The following is a 20006-nucleotide window of genomic DNA, read 5'->3' as shown; positions in this document are numbered from 1 at the left end:
CCCTCTCATCACGACCTACACCTGAATCTCCGGACGTAACGCCCGGGGGGCGTCCCCCGTGGCCGGGGACGCCCGGTGCCGGGGGGACGCCCCCCGAACCCCCCGAGGATGTGATGAAGGACCCGAACAACACGCGGAACACGGCGCCCCGCCGCGGCTCCCCGTTGTGGATCTACTTCGTCGTCGTCATCCTGCTCGGCGTGGCCGCCTGCGGCACGGCGTTCTCCGGGCTGAGCGGCGCCGACCTGGACGCCCTCGCCGGCGCGCCGGTCTTCTGGATCCTCGGCTGCTTCATCATCTACGGCGAGCTGCGCCCGATCATCACCCCGGGCTCCCGGGAGAACAACGGCGCGACCACGTCCACGACCTTCTCGTTCGCCGCGCTGCTGTACGCGGGGCTGCCGATCGCCGCCGCCCTCCAGGTCATCGCCGTCATCACCTGCGGGGTGCTGCGCGGCCGCGGCCCGCAGCGCATCGCCTTCAACGCCGCCCAGTACACCCTCAGCCTCGCCGCGGCCCAGTTCGCCCTCGCCCTCTTCGGCGTCATCGCCACCCCCACGAACCCGTGGGTGCCCGACGGCGGCGACCTGCCCGCGATAGCGCTCGCCGGCGCCGTCTACTTCGCCTGCAACCACACGCTCGTCGGCTCCGCCGTGGCCCTGCACGAGCGGATCTCGCTGGCGAAGGCGCTCCGCGTCGACCTCGGCTACCAGGTCCTCGTGCACCTCGCGCTGCTCGGGCTGGCCCCGCTGATGGTCGTGGCGATGGACCGCTCCGCCCTGTTCGTGCCGCTCATCGTGCTGCCGTTCATCGCGGTGTACCTGAACGCCTCCGTCTCCGTCCGGCGCGAGCACCAGGCCCTGCACGACGGCCTCACCGGCCTCCCGAACCGCAAGCTCCTCATCGTCCGGACCGAGGAGGCCCTCACCGAAGCGCGGGGAGCGGTGAAGCGCGCCGCCGCGCACCGCGCCTCCTGCGCCGCGGTCGGCCGGTCGCGCCGCCGCAAGAGTGAACCGGCGCACGACCGCGCCGGGCTGTTCCTGCTCGACCTCGACCGCTTCAAGGAGGTCAACGACACCCTCGGGCACCCCACCGGCGACCGCCTCCTCCAGCTCGTCGCGCACCGCCTCACGCACAGCGTCCGGCCCGGCGACCTCGTCGCGCGGCTCGGCGGCGACGAGTTCGCGGTGCTGCTGCCGTCGGTGCGGGACGAGGAGGCCGCCCGCGAGGTCGCCGTCCGGCTCCGGGCCGCGCTCAGCGAACCCGTCCGGCTCGACGGCATGTCGTTCGAGCTGGAGGGCAGCGTCGGCATCGCGCTGTTCCCCGACCACGCGCCCGACTTCGAGCTGCTCCTCCAGCGCGCCGACGTCGCGATGTACAACGCGAAGGAGGCCCGCTCGGGCGTCGAGATCTACTCGCCCGCCAAGGACCGCAACTCCCCGGCCCGGCTCAGCATGCTCGGCGACCTGCGCCGCGCCATCGACCGCTCCGAGCTGGAGCTGTTCTACCAGCCGAAGGTCTCCCTCCGGGACGGCCACCTCGTCGGCATGGAGGCCCTCCTGCGCTGGCGGCACCCCGACAAGGGCGTCCTCGAACCGGAGGCGTTCCTGTCCGTCGCCGAGCAGACGTACCTGATGCGCTCGATCACCCACCACGTGGTGGACGCGGCCCTCACCCAGGCCGCCGCGTGGTGGCGCGAGGACCTCACCGTCCAGGTCGCCGTCAACGCCTCCGGACGCGACCTCCTCGACACCGGCCTCACCGAGACCATCGAGGAGGGCCTGCTCGCCCGCGGCCTGCCCGCCGCCGCGCTCCAGCTGGAGATCACCGAGCGGATCCTGATGAACGAGCCCGCCTACGCCTCCGACACCGTCAGCGCCCTCGCCGACCTCGGCATCCCGCTCAGCCTCGACGACTTCGGGACGGGGTACTCCTCGCTCGTCCGCCTCAAGCGCCTCCCCGTCGAGGAGATCAAGATCGACGCCTCGTTCGTGGGGCGCCTCGCCGACTCCGCCGACGACGCCGTCATCGTCCGGTCCATCGTCGACCTCGTCCGCACCCTGGGCCTGCGCTCGGTCGCCGAGGGCGTCGAGGACCCCGCGACCGCCCGCATCCTCCGCGACATGGGCTGCGACGCCGCCCAGGGCTGGCACTTCGGCCGCCCCATGGACGCCGCGACCGCCACCGAATGGCTGCGCCGCCACATGCAAAGGGCCCCCGAACCGGCGGCGTGACCGGAGGCGGACACGCCGCCCCGTGCGGCTCTGACGAACCGCCTTACAGCCTGTCGGACGGGCCGCTACCATCCCGGATCATGAACAATGCCGTGCGCGCAATGATCTTCGCTTTGGGACTGGCAGGTATGGGCCTGCTTTTCATCGCCATGCTGGCCGGGCTCGACGAAGGCTCATCGAGTGGGCAGTTCACGATTGAGCACCTGGCTTCCACGCTGAGCGCGGGCCTGGGAATGGTGTCGTGCGCGATCATCGCGGGGGCGGCGCTCGCGGGCATGACGCCGTCGCAGTCGCCGCCGAAGACGGTGACGTTCCCGCCCCAGCCGGGTGCCGTGCCGCCGCAGGGGCAGCCGTACCCGTACCCGCAGCCGGGCGCGGCGCCGCAGCAGTACGCGCCGCAGCAGCCGCGCCAGGACTAGGGCCGGGGCCGGTCAGTACGGGCGGCGGCGGGTGCCGTACTCGTCCTCGTAGTAGTGCTCTTCGCGGACGACGGGTGGGGGTGTGCGGCGCTCGACGGCGCGCCGGGCGGACACCATCCGGACGATGCCGACGACCAGGCCGACCAGGCCGCCGATCATCAGGATCACGCCGACCAGGCGGATGTCGATGCCGCTGATGTCGTAGTTGACCGCGTAGGCCAGGATCGCTCCGATAATGAGGAGCGCGATGCTGCCGCCGATGGTCACGGCGGTCTCCTCTCCGCTCGTCCTGGGGGGACGACGAGAGAGTTCCCGCCCAGCGACAAGTAAACGGATTTGTGCATACTTCCGGAATTCACGACCGCACGCCTCCGCCGATGAGGGATGGCAGCCAGAGGGACCGAGCAGGCACGCAGACCCCAGCCACCGCACCAGCCCCGCACCGACCGCAACGCCTGCGATCGCGTCCGAAGGCAGGTTCCGAGCCTGCGAGGAACCTGATCGCGCAGCGAGCCCCCAGGGCGAGTTCGGAGCGATGCAGCGATCGCGCGCAGTGCCCGCCGAAGGAAGGCGCGCCAGCGCCTGACGCCAAGGGCACTGCAAATAAACATAGGATGGGCGCGAATCCCATCGATCCGCAGGAACGGTTTTCTCATGTCCGCCATCACCCGTGATGAGGTATCGCACCTCGCCCGGCTGTCCCGGCTGGCGCTCGGCGACGATGAACTCGACCATCTCGCCGCCCAGCTCGACCAGATCATCTCCGCGGTCGCGCGGGTGCAGGAGGTCGCCGCGGAGGACATCCCGCCGACCTCGCACGCGCTGCCGCTGACCAACGTCTACCGGGCCGACGAGGTGCGCGAGTCCCTCGCGCCCGAGCAGGCCCTCGCGGGCGCGCCCGCGGCCGACGAGCAGCGCTTCCGCGTCCCGCGGATCCTGGACGAGGAGGCCTGATGGAGCTGGTCGGGAAGGGGGCGGCGGAGCTCGGCGAGCTGCTCGCCGCCGGCGAGGTCTCCGCGGTCGAGGTCGCCGAGGCGCACCTGGACCGCATCGCGGCCGTGGACGGCGAGGTGCGGGCGTTCCTGCACGTCGACCGCGAGGCGACGCTGGCGCAGGCCCGCCGGGTCGACGAGCGGCGCGCCGCGGGGGAGGAGCTCGGCCCGCTGGCCGGCGTCCCCGTCGCGCACAAGGACGTGTTCACCACGACCGACATGCCGACCACCGCGGGATCCAAGATCCTTGAGGGGTGGCGGCCGCCGTACGACGCGACGGTCACGGCCCGCCTCCGCCAGGCCGGGCTGGTGATCCTCGGCAAGACGAACATGGACGAGTTCGCGATGGGCTCGTCCACGGAGAACAGCGCCTACGGCACATCGCGCAACCCCTGGGACCTGGACCGGATCCCGGGCGGGTCGTCGGGCGGCTCGTCCGCGGCGGTGGCCGCGTTCGAGGCGCCGCTGTCCACGGGGACCGACACCGGCGGCTCGATCCGGCAGCCCGCGGCGGTCACCGGCATCGTCGGCATGAAGCCGACCTACGGCGGGTCGTCCCGGTACGGCGTGATCGCTTTCGCGTCCTCGCTGGACACGCCCGGCCCCTTCGCCCGCAACGTGCTGGACGCGGCGCTGCTGCACGAGGCGTTCAGCGGCCACGACCCGATGGACGCGACGTCGGTGCCCGAGCCCGTCCCGCCGGTCGTGGAGGCCGCGCGCCGCGCCGACGTCGACGGGCTCCGCGTCGGCGTCGTCAAGGAGTTTGCGGGGGAGGGCTACGACCCGGGCGTGTCGGCGCGCTTCAACGAGGCGGTCGAGCTGCTGGAGTCGCTCGGCGCGAAGGTCGTCGAGGTGTCCTGCCCGAACTTCGCCTACGCGCTGCCCGCGTACTACCTGATCGCGCCGTCGGAGTGCTCGTCGAACCTCGCCCGGTTCGACGCGATGCGCTACGGCCTGCGCGTCGGCGACGACGGCACCCGCAGCGCCGAGGAGGTCATGGCGCTGACCCGCGCCGAGGGCTTCGGGCCCGAGGTCAAGCGGCGCATCATGCTCGGCACGTACGCGCTGTCGTCGGGCTACTACGACGCCTACTACGGCAAGGCCCAGCAGGTCCGGACGCTGATCAGGCGCGACTTCGAGGCCGCCTTCGAGCAGGTGGACGTGCTGGTGTCGCCGACCACCCCGACGACCGCGTTCCCGATCGGCGAGCGCGCCGACGACCCGGTCTCGATGTACCTGGCCGACCTGTGCACGATCCCGGCCAACCTCGCCGGCAACGCCGCGATCTCGGTGCCGTGCGGCCTCGCCGACGGCCTGCCGGTCGGCCTGCAGATCATGGCGCCCGTCCTCGGCGACGACCGCGTGTACCGCGTCGGCGCCGCCGTCGAGCGGGCCCTCGAAGACCGCTGGGGCGGCCCGCTGCTGGCGCAGGCCCCGGCTCTGGTGGAGGCGAAGTGACCACTCCGACGCTGATGGACTACGACGAGGCGCTCGCTCGGTTCGAGCCGGTGCTCGGGATCGAGACGCACATCGAACTCGGCACCGCGTCGAAGATGTTCTGCGGCTGCGCGACCGGGTTCGGCGCCGAGCCGAACACGCAGGTGTGCCCGGTGTGCCTGGGGCTGCCCGGGTCGCTGCCGGTCACCAACCGCGCCGCGATCGAGGGCATCATCAAGATCGGCCTGGCGCTGAACTGCGACATCGTCGAATGGTGCAGGTTCGCCCGGAAGAACTACTTCTATCCGGACATGCCGAAGAACTATCAGATCTCGCAGTACGACGAGCCGCTGTGCGTCGACGGGCACCTGGACGTCGAGGTCGAGGGCACGACGTACCGGATCGAGATCGAGCGCGTCCACATGGAGGAGGACACCGGCAAGTCGCTGCACGTCGGCGGCTCGACCGGCCGGATCCACGGCGCCGAGTACTCCCTCGTCGACTACAACCGGGCGGGGATCCCGCTGGTCGAGATCGTCACCAAGCCGATCGTCGCGACCGGCGACAAGGCGCCGCTCGTGGCCCGCGCCTACGCGACCGAGCTGCGCGAGCTGGTCCGCTCGCTCGGCGTCTCGGACGTGCGCATGGAGCAGGGCTCGATGCGCTGCGACGTCAACGTCTCGCTGATGCCGCGGGGCGCCGCCGAGTGGGGCACCCGGACCGAGACCAAGAACGTCAACTCGCTGCGGTCGGTGGAGCGGGCCGTCCGGTCGGAGATCGAGCGGCAGGCGGGCGTGCTCGCCGACGGCGGGCGCATCGTCCAGGAGACCCGCCACTTCCACGAGGACACCGGCCGCACCACCAGCGGCCGCAGCAAGGAGGAGGCGCAGGACTACCGCTACTTCCCCGAGCCCGACCTGGTGCCGATGGCGCCGTCGCGGGAGTGGGTGGCGGAGATCCGCGCGTCGCTGCCGGAGCTGCCGGCCGCGCGGCGCCGCCGCATCCAGGGGGAGTGGGGCCTGTCCGACCTGGAGCTGCGCGACGTCGTCAACGCCGGCGCCGTCGACCTCATCGAGGCCACGATCGCGCACGGCTCGGACGCCGCGGCCGCGCGCAAGTGGTGGATGAACGAGCTGTCCCGCCGCGCCACCGAGCAGGGGGTCGAGCTGGCGGACCTGCCGATCACGCCCGAGCAGGTCGCCCGCGTCCAGGCGATGATCACCGCCGGTGAGCTGAACGACAAGCTGGCCCGCAAGGTGTTCGAGGGCGTCCTCGCGGGCGAGGGCACCCCGGACGAGGTCGTCGCCGCGCGCGGTCTCAAGGTCGTCAGCGACGAGGGCGAGCTGTCCGCCGTGATCGACCGGGTCATCGCCGACAACGCCGACGTGGCCGACAAGATCCGCGCCGGGAAGGTCGCCGCCGCCGGCGCGCTCGTCGGCGCGGTCATGAAGGCCACCCGTGGCCAGGCCGACGCCGGCCGCGCTCGCGAGCTCATCCTAGAGAAGCTCGGCGCGTCCTGACGCCGCACCGCCGTCCCCCTCGGCCAGCCGGCCGCCGGCTAGCCGAGGGGGACGTTCATAACGCGGTCGTCGTCGGGCGCCGGGTCGCCGCGGCCGTCCTTGTTGCTGGTGGTGAACCACAGGGAGCCGCCCGGAGCAGCGGCGACGGCGCGGAGCCGGCCGAAGCCCGACTCGAAGCGCGCGGCGGGCCGTCCCGCCTCGCCGTCGTCCAGGGGGACCTGCCAGAGGCGCTCCCCGCGCAGGGCGGCGGCCCACAGGGAGCCGTCGGCGTAGGCGAGCCCCGACGGTGACGCCTCGTCGGTCGTCCAGGTCAGCAGCGGGTTCGTGAAGCCCTCGCGGTCGCCTTCGCCCTCGACCTCCGGCCAACCGTAGTTGCCGCCCTTCTCGATGAGGTTGATCTCGTCGAAGCGGTTCTGGCCGAACTCGGTGGCGTACATGCGGCCGTCGTCGTCCCAGGCGAGGCCCTGCACGTTGCGGTGGCCGTACGTCCAGGTGCGGTTGCCGAAGGGGTTGTCCGGAGCAGGCTTCCCGTCGGGCGTGACGCGGAGAATCTTGCCGCCGAGTGAGTCCTTGTCCTGGGACAGGGAGGTGTCTCCGGCGTCGCCGGTCGCGATGTAGAGCATCTCGTCCGGGCCGAACGCGATGCGGCCTCCGTTGTGGTTGCCGGCCTTCGGGATGCCGGTGACGACGGGTTCGAGGGTGCCGAGGTCGCCGCCGTCGTAGGTGGCGCGGACGACGCGGTTGTCCGACGTCGCCGTCAGGTACAGGTAGACCAGCTTGTCCTCGGCGTAGCCGGGGGAGACGGCGACGCCCATCAGGCCGCCCTCACCGCCGGGCTGCACACCGGGCACCTTCCCGACGACCGTCTTCTCACCGGACGGAGTGACGCGCACCAGGCGGGCGCTGTCGCGTTCGGTCACCAGGGCGTCGCCGCCCGGCAGGAACGCCACCGCCCAGGGGACCTCCAGGCCGGTCGCGACGGCGCGCGGCTCGCCGGGCGAGGCGGATCCGCCCGTCCCGGCCGTGCCGGACGCGGACGCCGGCGGCGGCGTGCGGGCCCCGCCGTCCTCGTCGGAGGACGGCGACCCGCAGGCGGCGAGCACCATCGCTGCCGAGACCAGGACGATCGTGTGGCTTCGCATGAGCAGTTACCTCCCGTTGTTACTACGGATCCGCGTGGCGCGCCGTTCCAATCCGGCCGGGTTCTTTTCCCCGTCCGGTGCGATTCCGTACCCGGACACCACCCCAGAACAGTGCTCACTCTCCGTACCGCCGGGCAGGACGCCGCATCCGTGACGATCGGCTTTCGGGTGTCCCAAAACGGTTTTCGACAAGGTCGTTTGTCTCCGGGAGGAAGCTCAGCCTCAATCGCTCCGTGACCTATGGAACGTACATTGAGCGCGACGGTGATCCCGTAGGGCAGCGACGTCGCTGATCTCCGGCAGGCGAGACCGACCTCCTCGCCACCGCCCCGCGCCGACCCCGCGCGGGCACGATTCCCGATCTTCCGTCCGTTATATGGCGAAGGTCGAGGATCCGAAATCTCCCCTGGCGCGGCGCGGCGTCTGCAGGGACCGAACGCTCCACCGGGGCAGGAAGGGACACGGCGCGATGAGCGGCGATTACGCCAGGCGGGTGCCGCCGCGTGCGCTGCCGGTCGCCATGGCCGCCGTCGTCGGCGTCCTGTACGCCACCGGTTCGCTGCTGCGCTGGGGCGGCGACGCCTTCATCACCTGGGCCGAGGCCGGCGCCGCGGGCGCCGCCGCGGTCTCGCTGCTGCTGTCGGCCAGGCGGTCGGGCGGCGGCACGCCGGACAGCCCGCCCGGCGGCGTCTGGACGGCCTCCTGGCGCTGGTACGGGATCGCCGCCGCGTCCTGGTTCGCGGGCGCCGTCGGCGCCGCCCTGATCGACGGGTACCGCCGCAGCGCCCTGTCCCTGTCGGTGCCCGACCTGTTCTACCTGCTCGCCCTGGTGGCACTCGTCATCGGCCTCGTCGCGCCGATCCGGCTGCCCCGGGACGCGGGCACGTGGCTGCGCTACGCGGCCGACACCTACGTGTGCGCCTGCGCCCTGTTCGTGCTCGGATGGGTCGCCCTGTTCGGCACGCTCTACGACCGGTCGGGGGAGTCGCCGCCGGAGTTCCTGCTGGAACTGCTGTATCCGCTGATCGGCATCGTGTTCGTCTGCGGCGCGCTGCCGTTCGTGCTCGGCGCCGCGCGCGGCCACCGGCGGCTCGCCTGGATGGGCTACGGCGCGCTGGCCGCCATCGCGGCCGCCGACGTCGTGACCACGTTCGTCCGGCTGGACGGCGGCGGGCCGGCGGACGACCCGTCCGACATCCTGCGCCTGGCCGGGCTGCTGCTCCTGCTGCTGGTGCCGTGGACGGGCCCGGCCGCCGAACCGCCCCCGCCGGTCGACGACATCCCCGACGACATCCGCGACGACGTGGCCGAGCCGGACGCCGCCGTCCGCCCCAGCGGCGAGCAGGGCCGCATGATCGGGCCGGGCATCGCCCCCGCGGCGATCGCCGCCGCGGCCGCCATGTTCATCGCCGGCCATTCGCTCACCGGGCACAACGGCCTGGAACCGGGCATCTCGATCGTGGCGGGCACCGCGGCGCTGGTGCTCATCGCGCGGCTGGCGGGCCTGCTCCGCGAGAACGACGCGCTGCGCCGCGCCGTGGAGACCGGCGAGGACCACTTCCGCGCGCTGTCGGAGAGCATCAACGACGCGGTGCTCATCTGCGACGTGGACGCCACCGTCCAGTACGCCAGCGCCGGCGCCCTGCGGACGTACCACTACGAGCCCGACGAGCTGCTCGGGCGCCCGCTGCACGAGATCGTCCACCCGGAGGACCTGCCGCGCGTCGAGGACGTGTTCCACGAGGTCCTGGACGAGGAGTCCGTCGACGAGGCGCTGCGCGTGTCGTGCCGGGTGCGCGCGGCGGACGGCACGTGGCTGCCGACCGAGTCCACGATCTCCCGCTACAGCGGGTCCGACGGCGCGCCCACGCGGCTGCTCGTCACCACCCGCGACCTCAGCGAGCAGGCGGCGCTGCAGCGGCAGGTGGCGCACCTGACGTTCCACGACGGCCTGACGGGCCTGCCGAACCGGTCCTACTTCGAGGAGCGCACCCGGGAGGTGCTGTCGCGGCACGAGCCGTCCGGCGGCGAGGTCGCGGTCGTGTTCGTCGACCTGGACGGCTTCACGGCGGTGAACGACTCCGACGGGCACGCGGCCGGCGACCAGGTGCTGGCGCAGGCCGCCCGGAGGCTGCGCGCCACCGTCCACGCCGACGACACGGTGGCCCGGTGGGGCGGTGACGAGTTCGCCGTCCTCGTGCAGCTCCCGCCGGACGACGGTGAGACGCGCGCCACTGTCGAGCTCGCGGGACGGCTCCTGCGGGCACTTTCGGTCGACCCTTATCAGGTCGGCACCAAGCACATCGTGCTGACGGCGAGTGTCGGCATCGCCTTCGCCGGGGACTTCGCCGGGGACGAGGAGCGGCCCGCTGGCCCGGCCGGGAACGCCGCCGAGGCGGGCCGCCGCCTCCGCCGCACCGCCGCCGACCTGCTCCGCAACGGCGACCTGGCGATGGCCCGCGCGAAAGAGCTCGGCGGCGGGCGCGTCGAGGTGTACGCGCCGCACATGCACGCGGACGTCGTCCGGCGCCTGGAGCTCGGCAGCGACCTCCAGCAGGCGCTGGCCGAGGAGGAGTTCGCGATCGAGTTCCAGCCCATGGTGGACCTCGCGACGTCCCGGGTGACCGGCGTGGAGGCGCTGCTGCGCTGGTGGCGGGGCAGCGAGGCCGTGCCGCCGGAGGAGTTCATCGGCACGGCGGAGGAGTCCGGCCTGATGGTCCCGCTCGGCGACTGGGTGCTGCGGGAGGCGTGCCGCGAGGTCGCGCGGTGGCGCGCGGACGCCTGGGACATCGGCCTGTCGGTCAACTTCACCGCCCGGCAGATCGCCGCGCCCCGCTTCGTGGAGTCGGTCGCGGCGGCGCTGGCGGAGACCGGGCTGGCGCCGCAGGCCCTCACGCTGGAGGTGCGCGAGGAGGTCCTCGTCGAGGACGCGGGCCAGAACATCGAGCGCCTGTCCGAGCTGCGCGACCTCGGGGTGCGGCTCGCGATCGACGACTTCGGCACCGGCTACGCCTCGCTGGCCTACCTCGGGCAGCTCCCCGTGGACGTCATCAAGATCGACCCGTCGTTCGTGGCCGGCCTCGGCTCGGACGAGACCCGCACGCTGCTCACCCGGACGATCGTGCGGCTCGGCAGCGACCTCGGGCTGACCGTCGTCGCGGAGGGCATCGAGCGGCCCGAGCAGCTGGCGGCGCTGCGCGAGATGGGCTGCCCGCGCGGCCAGGGCTTCCTGGTGGCGCGCCCGATGGCGGCCGGGCGGGTCGAGTCGCTGGTGCGCACGAATCTCGAAGGGCACGCCCCGTCCGGTGACGTCCCGCTGCCGCTACCGGGCTGAACAGCACGAATCGTCTCGGCATTTGAGACAAAGCGTCCACGGATTTGACCGCGGGCCGGACATCGGCGAAAGTGGGCTCGTGCAGAGCACCATCACCATCCTCGTAGTACTTGGTCGGCGCGCGGGCTGACCAAGCTTCTCGTCCTGCGCGCCTCCCCTCGACCGCTTCCCGGCGGCGGGGGTTTTTTGTTGCCCGGCGAGCCTCCAACCACTCCCCAAGGAAACGCAGATCATGACGACCGAACAGATGACGGGAGCCCAGGCGCTGGTCCGCGCCCTGGAGAACGTCGGCGTCGACACGGTGTTCGGCATCCCGGGCGGCGCGATCCTCCCGGCCTACGACCCGCTCTTCGACTCCGCGAAGCTGCGCCACATCCTCGTCCGGCACGAGCAGGGCGCCGGCCACGCGGCCCAGGGCTACGCGATGGTGACCGGCAGGGTCGGCGTGTGCATGGCCACCAGCGGGCCGGGCGCGACCAACCTCGTCACCGCGATCTCCGACGCCTACATGGACTCGGTCCCCATGGTGGCGATCACCGGGCAGGTGGCGTCGTCCCTCATCGGGACCGACGGCTTCCAGGAGGCCGACATCGCCGGCATCACGATGCCGATCACCAAGCACAACTTCCTGGTCACCAAGGCGTCCGACATCGGACGCACGATCGCCGAGGCGTTCCACATCGCCTCCACCGGCCGGCCCGGCCCGGTCCTCGTCGACATCGCCAAGGACGCCCTGCAGGCCACGGTCGACTTCGAGTGGCCCGTGCAGCTCCAACTTCCCGGCTACCGGCCCGTCACCCGGCCACACGGCAAGCAGGTCCGCGAGGCGGCGCGGCTGATCGTCTCGGCCGAGCGCCCGGTGCTGTACGTCGGCGGCGGCGTGCTGAAGGCCGGCGCGTCCGCCGAGCTGAAGGTGCTCGCCGAACTGACCGGCGCGCCCGTCGTCACCACGCTGATGGCCAAGGGGACGCTCCCCGACAGCCACCCGCTGCACATGGGCATGCCGGGCATGCACGGCACCGTCGGCGCGGTCGGCGCGCTGCAGCGGGCCGACCTGCTGGTCACCCTCGGCGCCCGGTTCGACGACCGCGTCACCGGCAAGCTCGACGGGTTCGCGCCCGGCGCCAAGGTCGTGCACGCCGACATCGACCCCGCGGAGATCTCCAAGAACCGGCACGCCGACGTCCCGATCGTCGGGGACGCCCGCGAGGTCATCGCGGACCTCATCGTCGCGGTGCAGAACGAGCACGAGGCCGGGCGCAAGGGCGACTACACCGACTGGTGGCGCCAGCTCGACGCCTGGCGCGACACCTACCCGCTGGGCTACGACACCCCGGACGACGGGTCCCTGTCCCCGCAGTACGTCATCGAGCGCATCGGGAAGGCCGCCGGGCCGGACGCGTACTACGTCGCGGGCGTCGGCCAGCACCAGATGTGGGCCGCGCAGTTCATCAAGTACGAGCGGCCCGGGGCGTTCCTGAACTCCGGCGGCGCCGGGACGATGGGCTACGCCGTCCCCGCGGCGATGGGCGCTAAGGTCGGCGCGCCCGGCACGACCGTCTGGGCGATCGACGGCGACGGCTGCTTCCAGATGACCAACCAGGAGCTCGCGACGTGCGCGATCGAGGGCATCCCCGTGAAGATCGCCGTGATCAACAACGGTAACCTCGGCATGGTCCGGCAGTGGCAGACGCTCTTCTACAACGAGCGGTACTCCAACACCAACCTGCACGCGGCCAAGCGCATCCCCGACTTCGTGAAGCTCGCCGAGGCGTACGGTTGCGTCGGCCTCCGCTGCGAGAAGGCCGAGGACGTCGACGAGGTCATCGCCAAGGCCATGGAGATCAACGACGCCCCCGTCGTGATCGACTTCATCGTGCACAAGGACGCGATGGTCTGGCCGATGGTCGCGGCCGGCACCACCAACGACGACATCAAGATCGCGCGGGACCTGGCTCCCGAGTGGGAGAACGGAGACTGACCCCGATGAGCCTGCACACCCTGTCGGTGCTGGTGGAGAACAAGCCCGGCATCCTCGCCCGGGTCGCGTCGCTGTTCTCCCGGCGCGGCTTCAACATCGAGTCCCTCGCGGTCGGCGTCACCGAGCACCCGGAGATCTCCCGGATGACGATCGTGGTGAACGTCGCCGACCTGCCGCTGGAGCAGGTCACCAAGCAGCTCAACAAGCTGGTGAACGTCCTGAAGATCGTCGAGCTTGACTCCTCGGCGTCCGTCCAGCGCGAGCTCGTGCTGGTCAAGGTGCGCGCCGACGCCGAGACGCGCTCGCAGGTCCTGGAGACCGTCCAGCTCTTCCGCGCCAAGGTGGTGGACGTCGCACCGGACGCCGTCACCATCGAGGCGACCGGTACCCGCGACAAGCTGGACGCGTTCATCCGGATCATGGAACCGTTCGGGATCAAGGAACTGGTGCAGTCGGGCATGGTGGCCATCGGCCGCGGCGCCCGCTCCATCACCGACCGCTCGCTGCGCGCCATGGAGCGCAGCGCCTGACGGGCACCCGGCACCGGACCCGGCACCAGAACCGCACGCCATCGGGCGCGTGACACAACCACCACGAACGAAAGGCAGCAGCACTGTGGCTGAGATGTTCTACGACGACGCGGCCGACCTGGGCGTCATCCAGGGCCGGCACGTCGCGATCATCGGATACGGCAGCCAGGGGCACGCGCACGCGCTCTCCCTGCGCGACTCCGGCGTCGACGTGCGGGTCGGGCTCCGCGAGGGGTCGGCCAGCCGCGAGAAGGCGGAGGCCGAGGGCCTGCGCGTCGTGACCCCGGCGGAGGCGGCCGAGGAGGCCGACCTGATCATGCTGCTGGCCCCGGACCACCACCACCGGGAGATCTTCGAGAAGGACATCAAGCCCGCGCTCGTCGAGGGCGACGCGCTGTTCTTCGGGCACGGCTTCAGCATCCGCTACGACCTCGTCCAGCCGCCGGAGGGCGTGGACGTGGCCATGGTCGCGCCGAAGGGCCCGGGCCACCTCGTCCGCCGGCAGTACGTCGCCGGGCGCGGCGTCCCGGTCATCGTGGCGGTGGAGAAGGACCCGAGCGGCAACGCGTGGCCGCTGGCCCTCTCCTACGCCAAGGCCATCGGCGGCCTGCGCGCGGGCGGCATCAAGACCACCTTCACCGAGGAGACCGAGACCGACCTGTTCGGCGAGCAGACGGTGCTGTGCGGCGGCGTCTCCGAGCTGATCAAGACCGGGTTCGAGGTGCTGACCGAGGCCGGCTACCAGCCGGAGGTCGCCTACTTCGAGGTCCTGCACGAGATGAAGCTGATCGTCGACCTCATGTACGAGGGCGGCATCCACAAGATGTACTGGTCGGTGTCCGACAACGCCGAGTACGGCGGCTACAGCCGCGGCCCGCGCGTGATCACGCCGGAGACCAAGGCCGCGATGAAGAAGATCCTCGGCGAGATCCAGTCCGGCCAGTACGCCAAGGAGCTGGTGGACGAGTTCGAGGGCGGCCAGAAGCAGTTCCAGCAGTACCGCGACGAGCTGGCCGCGCACCCCATCGAGAAGACGGGCGGCGAGCTGCGCCCGATGATGAGCTGGCTCAACGACTAGCCTCTCCCGCCTGCGGCGCGCCGTCCCCCCTCGGGAGCGGGCGGCGACGTCGCGCCGCAGGTCAGCGCCGTCCGGCGAGGCGGCGCAGCCGCGCCGACAGCGAGGTGTCGCGGGGCTGCTCGCGCACGATGACCGCCAGGTGGCCGCCGCGGGTGAAGTAGAACCCGGCGTCGCGCAGACCCGCGGTGCGGACCTGCGGCGAGGTCTTCAGCTCCTCGGCGCGCACGGATCCGAAACGGGCCTCGCGCGTCACCCCGAGCGCCGTCGCCGCCACGTGGACGTCCCAGCGCCCGGGCTGCACCACGATCGGGTCGATGACGGTCTCGAACCCGTCCGGCAGGTCCTGCCGGGGGACGGCCGGGAAGCCGTGCTCCTTGCCCGTGGTGCGCTCGCGGAGGATGACGTCCACGGCCGTCCGGTTCGTCTCGACGCGCTGCAGCGCCGCGAACCCCCTGATGCGGATCCTCTTGCCCTGCCACGACACCGTGTCGAGCCGGTGGTCGACGCCGACCTCGGTGGTGATGTCGGCGTCCTGGCGGGGGACGCCGCGCAGGTACGGGTACATCGCGTAGATCCGGCCGCCGACGACGACGGCCCCGCCGGGCGCGCCCTCGACCTCGTCGCGGATCAGCCGCTCCAGCTCCTCCCGCAGGCCGTGCTGGATGCAGAACGCCCTGAGCCGGGCGGAGGCGGGCATCGCGGCGCGCACGGCGTCGCTCAGCCCCTCCTCGCCGATGACGCGCCGGGTGCCGTCCACGAGCCGCTCCCGCTGGACCCGGTCGAGGCCGAGGTAGCGGTGGTCGTACACGCGCAGGACGTCGCGCAGAACGCTGATGGTGCAGTCCGAGGTCACGTTCACTCCTGATCGGCCGGGAACATCGGTCACGTTAAGGCTCCGGATCGTCGCGCACAGTGAAACTCTGAAGCGTGTCTCCGCCGCCGCCTGTTCGGTATGGCCGTCAGGTCATGGCGACCTGCCCGTCCCGCGACACCCGCCCGCGCCAGGGGCCGCCGCCGCACGGCATCGATAAACACGGTTTTTGGACAGATTGTCCAAGTGACTGGCTCTCCCGGTGGCCGTCAGAATGCCAGTGAAGATGCCTTGTCGGTGAATTACCCTATCGTTTTGGCGTGCTTTGCCTGATACTTGAAGAAAGCCGTGACGGCCGCGGCCCGCGCGGGGCGAACCTGCGCGAACGTTCATGTGACCGCCGCCGGAGCGGTGTTGGGGCGGAGCGCATGAGTGGTGTGATGCTGTTCAAGAACGACGGAAGGTCACGGGCCGGAGGCAGGGCGGAATTCGCCGCCGTCCGGTCAAAGTCGCCGGCGGGCAATTACCGGCTCCGCGCGGCGGGCCTTGGGCCGAATTGCGGCCGGGAGTCATGACGTGCCGGCGCGAGATGACGGCTCCGTCCGGCGGTGGGAGACCTGCGGGCACGCGTGGATCGGCCTCTTGCGGCACGTCTGGGCGGCGGGCGAGGCCGGCATGGAGGACACCGGGCCCATCATCGAGGGCCCGCCGCTGCTGTTCGAGATCTCCTCGCTGAGCTGGGAGGACCCGATCCTCCACGAGCACGGCGACCGCGACCGGCTCGTCCGGCGCGCGCAGGAGCGCACGCGCCGCAACGTCCCGGGCCGCTCTTGGCCGAGGCTGCACGACCTCCAGGGCCACGACCAGATCCGCTGGGTGGTGGACCTGCTGCGCGCCCGGCCGTGGACGACCAGCGCGTGGATCTCCCTGACGATCCCCGGCGAGCCGGCGGAGGGGCTGCCCTGCCTCACCGCGTTGTCGTTCCGCCTCTGCGGCTACCGGCTCATCATGACGGCGATGTTCCGGTCGCAGAACGTGCACCGGGCCTACCTGGCCTACATCCCGCTCCGCGAGGTCCAACTGCGGGTCTCCGACGAGCTCGGCCTCCCGGCGGGCCCGCTGCGAGTGTTCGTGGACGTGCCGCACGTCCACGTCGCCGACACCGAGCGCGTGGCGTCCGTCCTGGCCGCGGTGCCGAACGCGGCCTGACACGGCGGGGGACGAACCGGAGTTACCGGTGCGAGTCTCCCTGCCGCGAAACCTGCCCCCGACCGGGAGATAGACTCCACGGGGGCGAGGGCACGACGAGGTGACTCGCGACTTCACCTGCACACACCATACGAACATCCACTTCCGAAGGAACGTTTCCTTGAGCAAGCCCGTCGTCCTCGTCGCAGAAGAGCTCTCACCGGCCGGGATCGCCGTGCTGGAGGCCGACTACGAGGTCCGCCACGTCGACGGCGCCGACCGCGAGCAGCTGCTGCCCGCCGTCGCCGACGTCGACGCGATGATCGTGCGCAGCGCCACCAAGGTCACCGCCGAGGTGTTCCAGCACGCCAAGAAGCTGCGGGTCGTGGCCCGCGCCGGCGTCGGCCTCGACAACGTCGACGTCGAGGCCGCCACCAAGGCCGGCGTCATGGTCGTCAACGCGCCCACGTCCAACATCGTCACCGCCGCCGAGCACGCCGTCGCGCTGCTGCTGGCGACCGCGCGGAACGTTCCCCAGGGCCACGCCGCCCTCAAGCAGGGGGAATGGAAGCGGTCCAAGTACACCGGCGTGGAGCTGCAGGGCAAGACCGTCGGCGTCCTCGGCCTCGGCCGCATCGGCGTCCTCGTCGCCCAGCGCCTCGCCGCGTTCGACATGAACGTGCTCGCCTACGACCCGTACGTCCAGGCGGCCCGCGCCGCGCAGCTCGGCGTGAAACTCGTCACGCTGGACGAGCTGCTCCGCGAGAGCGACTTCATCTCCGTCCACCTGCCGAAGACGGCCGAGACCCTCGGCCTCATCGGCGACCGCGAGCTGCAGCAGGTCAAGCCGACCGTGCGGATCGTCAACGCCGCCCGCGGCGGCATCGTCGACGAGGCGGCCCTGGAGGTCGCGCTCAAGGACGGCCGCGTCGCCGGCGCCGGCATCGACGTGTTCAACACCGAGCCGTGCACCGACAGCCCGCTGTTCCAGCACGACAACGTCGTCGTCACCCCGCACCTCGGCGCCAGCACCCACGAGGCGCAGGAGAAGGCGGGCACCCAGGTCGCCCGCTCGGTGAAGCTCGCGCTGTCCGGCGAGTTCGTGCCGGACGCGGTCAACGTCCAGGGCGGCGCGGTCGCCGAGGACGTCAAGCCCGGCCTGCCGCTCGCCGAGAAGCTCGGCCGCATCTTCACCGCCCTCGCCGGCGGCGTCCCCGTCCGGCTGGACGTGGTGGTCCGCGGCGAGATCGCCGAGCACGACGTCAAGGTCCTGGAGCTCGCCGCCCTCAAGGGCGTGTTCGTGGACGTCATCGAGGAGACGGTGACGTTCGTCAACGCCCCGCTCCTCGCCCGCGACCGCGGCGTCGAGGTCACCCTCACCACCAGCGAGGACAGCCCCGACTGGCGCAACGTCGTCCAGGTCCGCGGCACGATGTCGGACGGCTCGGTCGTCTCGGTCTCCGGCACGCTCACCGGCCCGAAGCACGCCGAGCGGATCATCGAGATCAACGGCTACGACATGGAGCTCGTCCCGACCGAGCACATGGCGTTCTTCTCCTACGTCGACCGCCCCGGCATCGTCGGCGCGGTCGGCAGGCTGCTCGGCGACGAGCAGGTCAACATCGCGAGCATGCAGGTCGGCCGGGACGTCAAGGGCGGCAAGGCGCTGATCGCCCTGACCGTCGACTCCGCCATCGGCCCCCAGCTCGTCGACGCCATCACCCGCGAGGTGGGCGCCGACATGGGCCGCCGCGTGGACCTGGAAGGCTGACCGCCACGGGCGGACGCTCCCCGGCGTCCGCCCGTGCCCATCTCACATACTGAGAATCTCGGCCACAGACCGGGACAACCCCCGCCTTGACGGGTAATCTCCCAGGTAGTCATGCGGCGCTTCGTGGTAATCCTTCGCTGCCGCAGCGGGGCCTGAACATCGGCAGGCCGGCACCCGCTGCGGAGGCTCTGCCCGGCCGTCAGCCCGATGCCCCCGCCGGACCGTGCGAACCACGGCCCCGGCCCGGCCCCCGGCCAAAGCCAAGCGATCGGAGCGAACCATCATGAACGAGACCTGGACCACCACCCCCGAAGACGACGCCCAAGAAGAGGCCGCCCGCGCCCTGCAAACCGCCCTGGACCGTAGAGCGGATTAATCTGCAGCACCCTCGGCGGTCAGGCGCTAGGGCGCCTTCCCTTCAACGGGCGCTGCGCGCGATCGCTGTGCTTTCTGCATCGCCCTCGGCGGTCAGGCGCTAGGGCGCCTTCCCTTCAACGGGCGCTGCGCGCGATCGCTGCATCGCTCCGACTCGCCTAGCGGCTCGCTGCGCGATCAGGTTCCTTGCTTCGCTCGAAACCTGCCTTCGGACGCGATCGCAGGCGTTGAGGTCGTTGCGGGGTTGCTGCGGGGGCTGAGGTTCCTGCGCCCGCATTACCGCCTCGGCTCCGGCGCTGACGCGTCTGGGTGCTTGTTGCAGTTCCCTTGGCGGTCAGGCGCTGGGGCGCCTTCCCTTCGGCGGGCGCTGCGTGCGGTCGCTGCATCGCTCCGGCTCGCCTTGGGGGCTCGCTGGGCCATCGGGTTTCTCGCAGGCTCGGAACCTGCCTTCGGACGCGATCGCAGGCGTTGCGGTCGTCGCGGGGTTGCGCTGCCGGCTGGCCTCTGTGGACAACGGCGGCGCACGTCAGCGCGGGTGCCTCGTCCAAGCGGTGATCGACAACCTTCACCCCGGGCCGTCCAGGCGTTGACTTGCGGCGTGTTGTCGTTATCCGGGCTTCCATAACGACAACACGCCGCAAGTCAACGAAGTCGGCTTCACAATGGGGGCATGGGGGGCGACGTCGACTCGGGTGAGGTGGCCGGGGTTCTCGGGGAGGTCGGTCGGCTCGGGGTCTACTTCGAGGTCGTCACGGGGGCGGGCGTTGCCGGGTGGCGGCGGTTTCCGGATGTCGAGGGGCTTCTTGGGGCGACCGTTGAGTACGGGGAGCGGCTCAGGACCGGGGAGCTGCGTGTTGCCGCTTCCATTCTCTTTCAGGGGCTCGCGTCGCGGCTGTGGTCGCCCGTCGCCGCGGCCGCCGCGCGGGGGATCGTCCCCGACCTGACGGATCTGCGCTGGCGGTGGGCGCCGGGCGAGGCGGTCGTGCTGGGGCTCGCCGAACCGCGCGGGTGGCGGGTCGGCGAGGTCGCGGAGGCCGCCGATCTCGTGCATCCCATGGTGGTGGACGGGCAGCTCCGGCCGTTGCGGGAGATGATGGCGGGTTTCGTCTCGCTTGCGGACGGGTTGGTGTGGGGGAACGCCGCTTCCGCGCTTGCCGGGAGCCTCAATGTGGGGTCGGGCGGGGGGTTCCGGGA

13 protein-coding genes and 2 pseudogenes are annotated in these 20006 nt (G+C 71.6%); 12 read left to right on the top strand and 3 right to left on the bottom strand.

Features of this window, described 5'->3' with window-relative positions:
- The first annotated feature begins 113 nt into the window (after positions 1–113).
- Positions 114–2234: a bifunctional diguanylate cyclase/phosphodiesterase gene (locus tag E1200_RS10185; protein ID WP_131951580.1), complete on the top strand. Its 2121-nt coding sequence runs from the start codon at positions 114–116 to the stop codon at positions 2232–2234.
- A gap of 80 nt (positions 2235–2314) precedes the next feature.
- Entirely contained in the window at positions 2315–2653 is a 339-nt protein-coding gene (locus tag E1200_RS10180; protein WP_131951579.1) for a hypothetical protein, read from the top strand.
- Positions 2654–2665: 12 nt separating this feature from the next.
- On the opposite strand, the gene E1200_RS10175 is transcribed toward E1200_RS10180, so the two are convergent.
- Positions 2666–2920 (bottom strand): DUF6458 family protein, encoded by a 255-nt coding sequence (locus E1200_RS10175; RefSeq protein WP_131951578.1) that lies wholly within the window; start codon positions 2918–2920, stop codon positions 2666–2668.
- A gap of 387 nt (positions 2921–3307) precedes the next feature.
- On the opposite strand from E1200_RS10175, the gene gatC reads away from it, so the two are divergent.
- Genes gatC through gatB form a run of 3 tightly spaced genes read left to right on the top strand, consistent with a single transcriptional unit; the run spans position 3308 to position 6602 of the window.
- Positions 3308–3607 (top strand): Asp-tRNA(Asn)/Glu-tRNA(Gln) amidotransferase subunit GatC, encoded by a 300-nt coding sequence (gene gatC / locus E1200_RS10170; protein WP_131951577.1) that lies wholly within the window; start codon positions 3308–3310, stop codon positions 3605–3607.
- Complete coding sequence (gatA, locus tag E1200_RS10165) at positions 3607–5103, top strand: Asp-tRNA(Asn)/Glu-tRNA(Gln) amidotransferase subunit GatA (RefSeq protein ID WP_207933275.1); 1497 nt, start codon at positions 3607–3609, stop codon at positions 5101–5103. The genes gatC and gatA overlap by 1 nt, the downstream gene beginning before the upstream one ends.
- Before the next feature lie 14 nt (positions 5104–5117).
- Positions 5118–6602, top strand: coding sequence for an Asp-tRNA(Asn)/Glu-tRNA(Gln) amidotransferase subunit GatB (gene gatB, locus E1200_RS10160; RefSeq protein ID WP_131951589.1), 1485 nt, complete (start codon positions 5118–5120; stop codon positions 6600–6602).
- 38 nt (positions 6603–6640) lie between these two features.
- Here gatB and E1200_RS10155 read toward each other — a convergent pair whose 3' ends face one another.
- Positions 6641–7744 (bottom strand): PQQ-dependent sugar dehydrogenase, encoded by a 1104-nt coding sequence (locus tag E1200_RS10155; RefSeq protein WP_131951575.1) that lies wholly within the window; start codon positions 7742–7744, stop codon positions 6641–6643.
- A gap of 469 nt (positions 7745–8213) precedes the next feature.
- On the opposite strand from E1200_RS10155, the gene E1200_RS10150 reads away from it, so the two are divergent.
- The 4 genes and pseudogenes from E1200_RS10150 (at position 8214) to ilvC (ending at position 14667) form a co-directional block, all read left to right on the top strand.
- On the top strand, positions 8214–11078 hold the full coding sequence (locus tag E1200_RS10150; RefSeq protein WP_131951574.1) for a GGDEF domain-containing phosphodiesterase: 2865 nt from the start codon (positions 8214–8216) through the stop codon (positions 11076–11078).
- A 226-nt stretch (positions 11079–11304) separates the two neighbouring features.
- A pseudogene (locus E1200_RS10145) lies at positions 11305–13059 on the top strand (acetolactate synthase large subunit); the annotation flags it as partial.
- A gap of 5 nt (positions 13060–13064) precedes the next feature.
- Positions 13065–13589 carry an acetolactate synthase small subunit gene (ilvN, locus tag E1200_RS10140; protein ID WP_131951572.1) on the top strand — a complete coding sequence of 175 codons (525 nt, stop codon included), beginning with the start codon at positions 13065–13067 and terminating at the stop codon, positions 13587–13589.
- 94 nt (positions 13590–13683) lie between these two features.
- Positions 13684–14667, top strand: coding sequence for a ketol-acid reductoisomerase (gene ilvC / locus E1200_RS10135; protein ID WP_131951571.1), 984 nt, complete (start codon positions 13684–13686; stop codon positions 14665–14667).
- Positions 14668–14728: 61 nt separating this feature from the next.
- Here the strand turns inward: ilvC and E1200_RS10130 are convergent, their stop codons facing one another.
- Complete coding sequence (locus E1200_RS10130) at positions 14729–15520, bottom strand: hypothetical protein (protein WP_207933274.1); 792 nt, start codon at positions 15518–15520, stop codon at positions 14729–14731.
- Positions 15521–16054: 534 nt separating this feature from the next.
- Here E1200_RS10130 and E1200_RS10125 point away from each other — a divergent pair.
- The 3 genes and pseudogenes from E1200_RS10125 to E1200_RS10115 all read left to right on the top strand — a co-directional run.
- Positions 16055–16687: a hypothetical protein gene (locus E1200_RS10125; RefSeq protein WP_243708457.1), complete on the top strand. Its 633-nt coding sequence runs from the start codon at positions 16055–16057 to the stop codon at positions 16685–16687.
- A 160-nt stretch (positions 16688–16847) separates the two neighbouring features.
- Positions 16848–18437: a phosphoglycerate dehydrogenase gene (gene serA, locus E1200_RS10120; protein ID WP_131951569.1), complete on the top strand. Its 1590-nt coding sequence runs from the start codon at positions 16848–16850 to the stop codon at positions 18435–18437.
- A 1045-nt stretch (positions 18438–19482) separates the two neighbouring features.
- A pseudogene (locus tag E1200_RS10115) lies at positions 19483–20006 on the top strand (hypothetical protein); the annotation flags it as partial.

The organism is Actinomadura sp. GC306, from assembly GCF_004348665.1.
In the GTDB taxonomy this organism is placed as follows: domain Bacteria; phylum Actinomycetota; class Actinomycetes; order Streptosporangiales; family Streptosporangiaceae; genus Spirillospora.
Note: the sequence above shows the minus strand (reverse complement) of the source record. Positions and strands in the feature narration are given on the sequence as shown.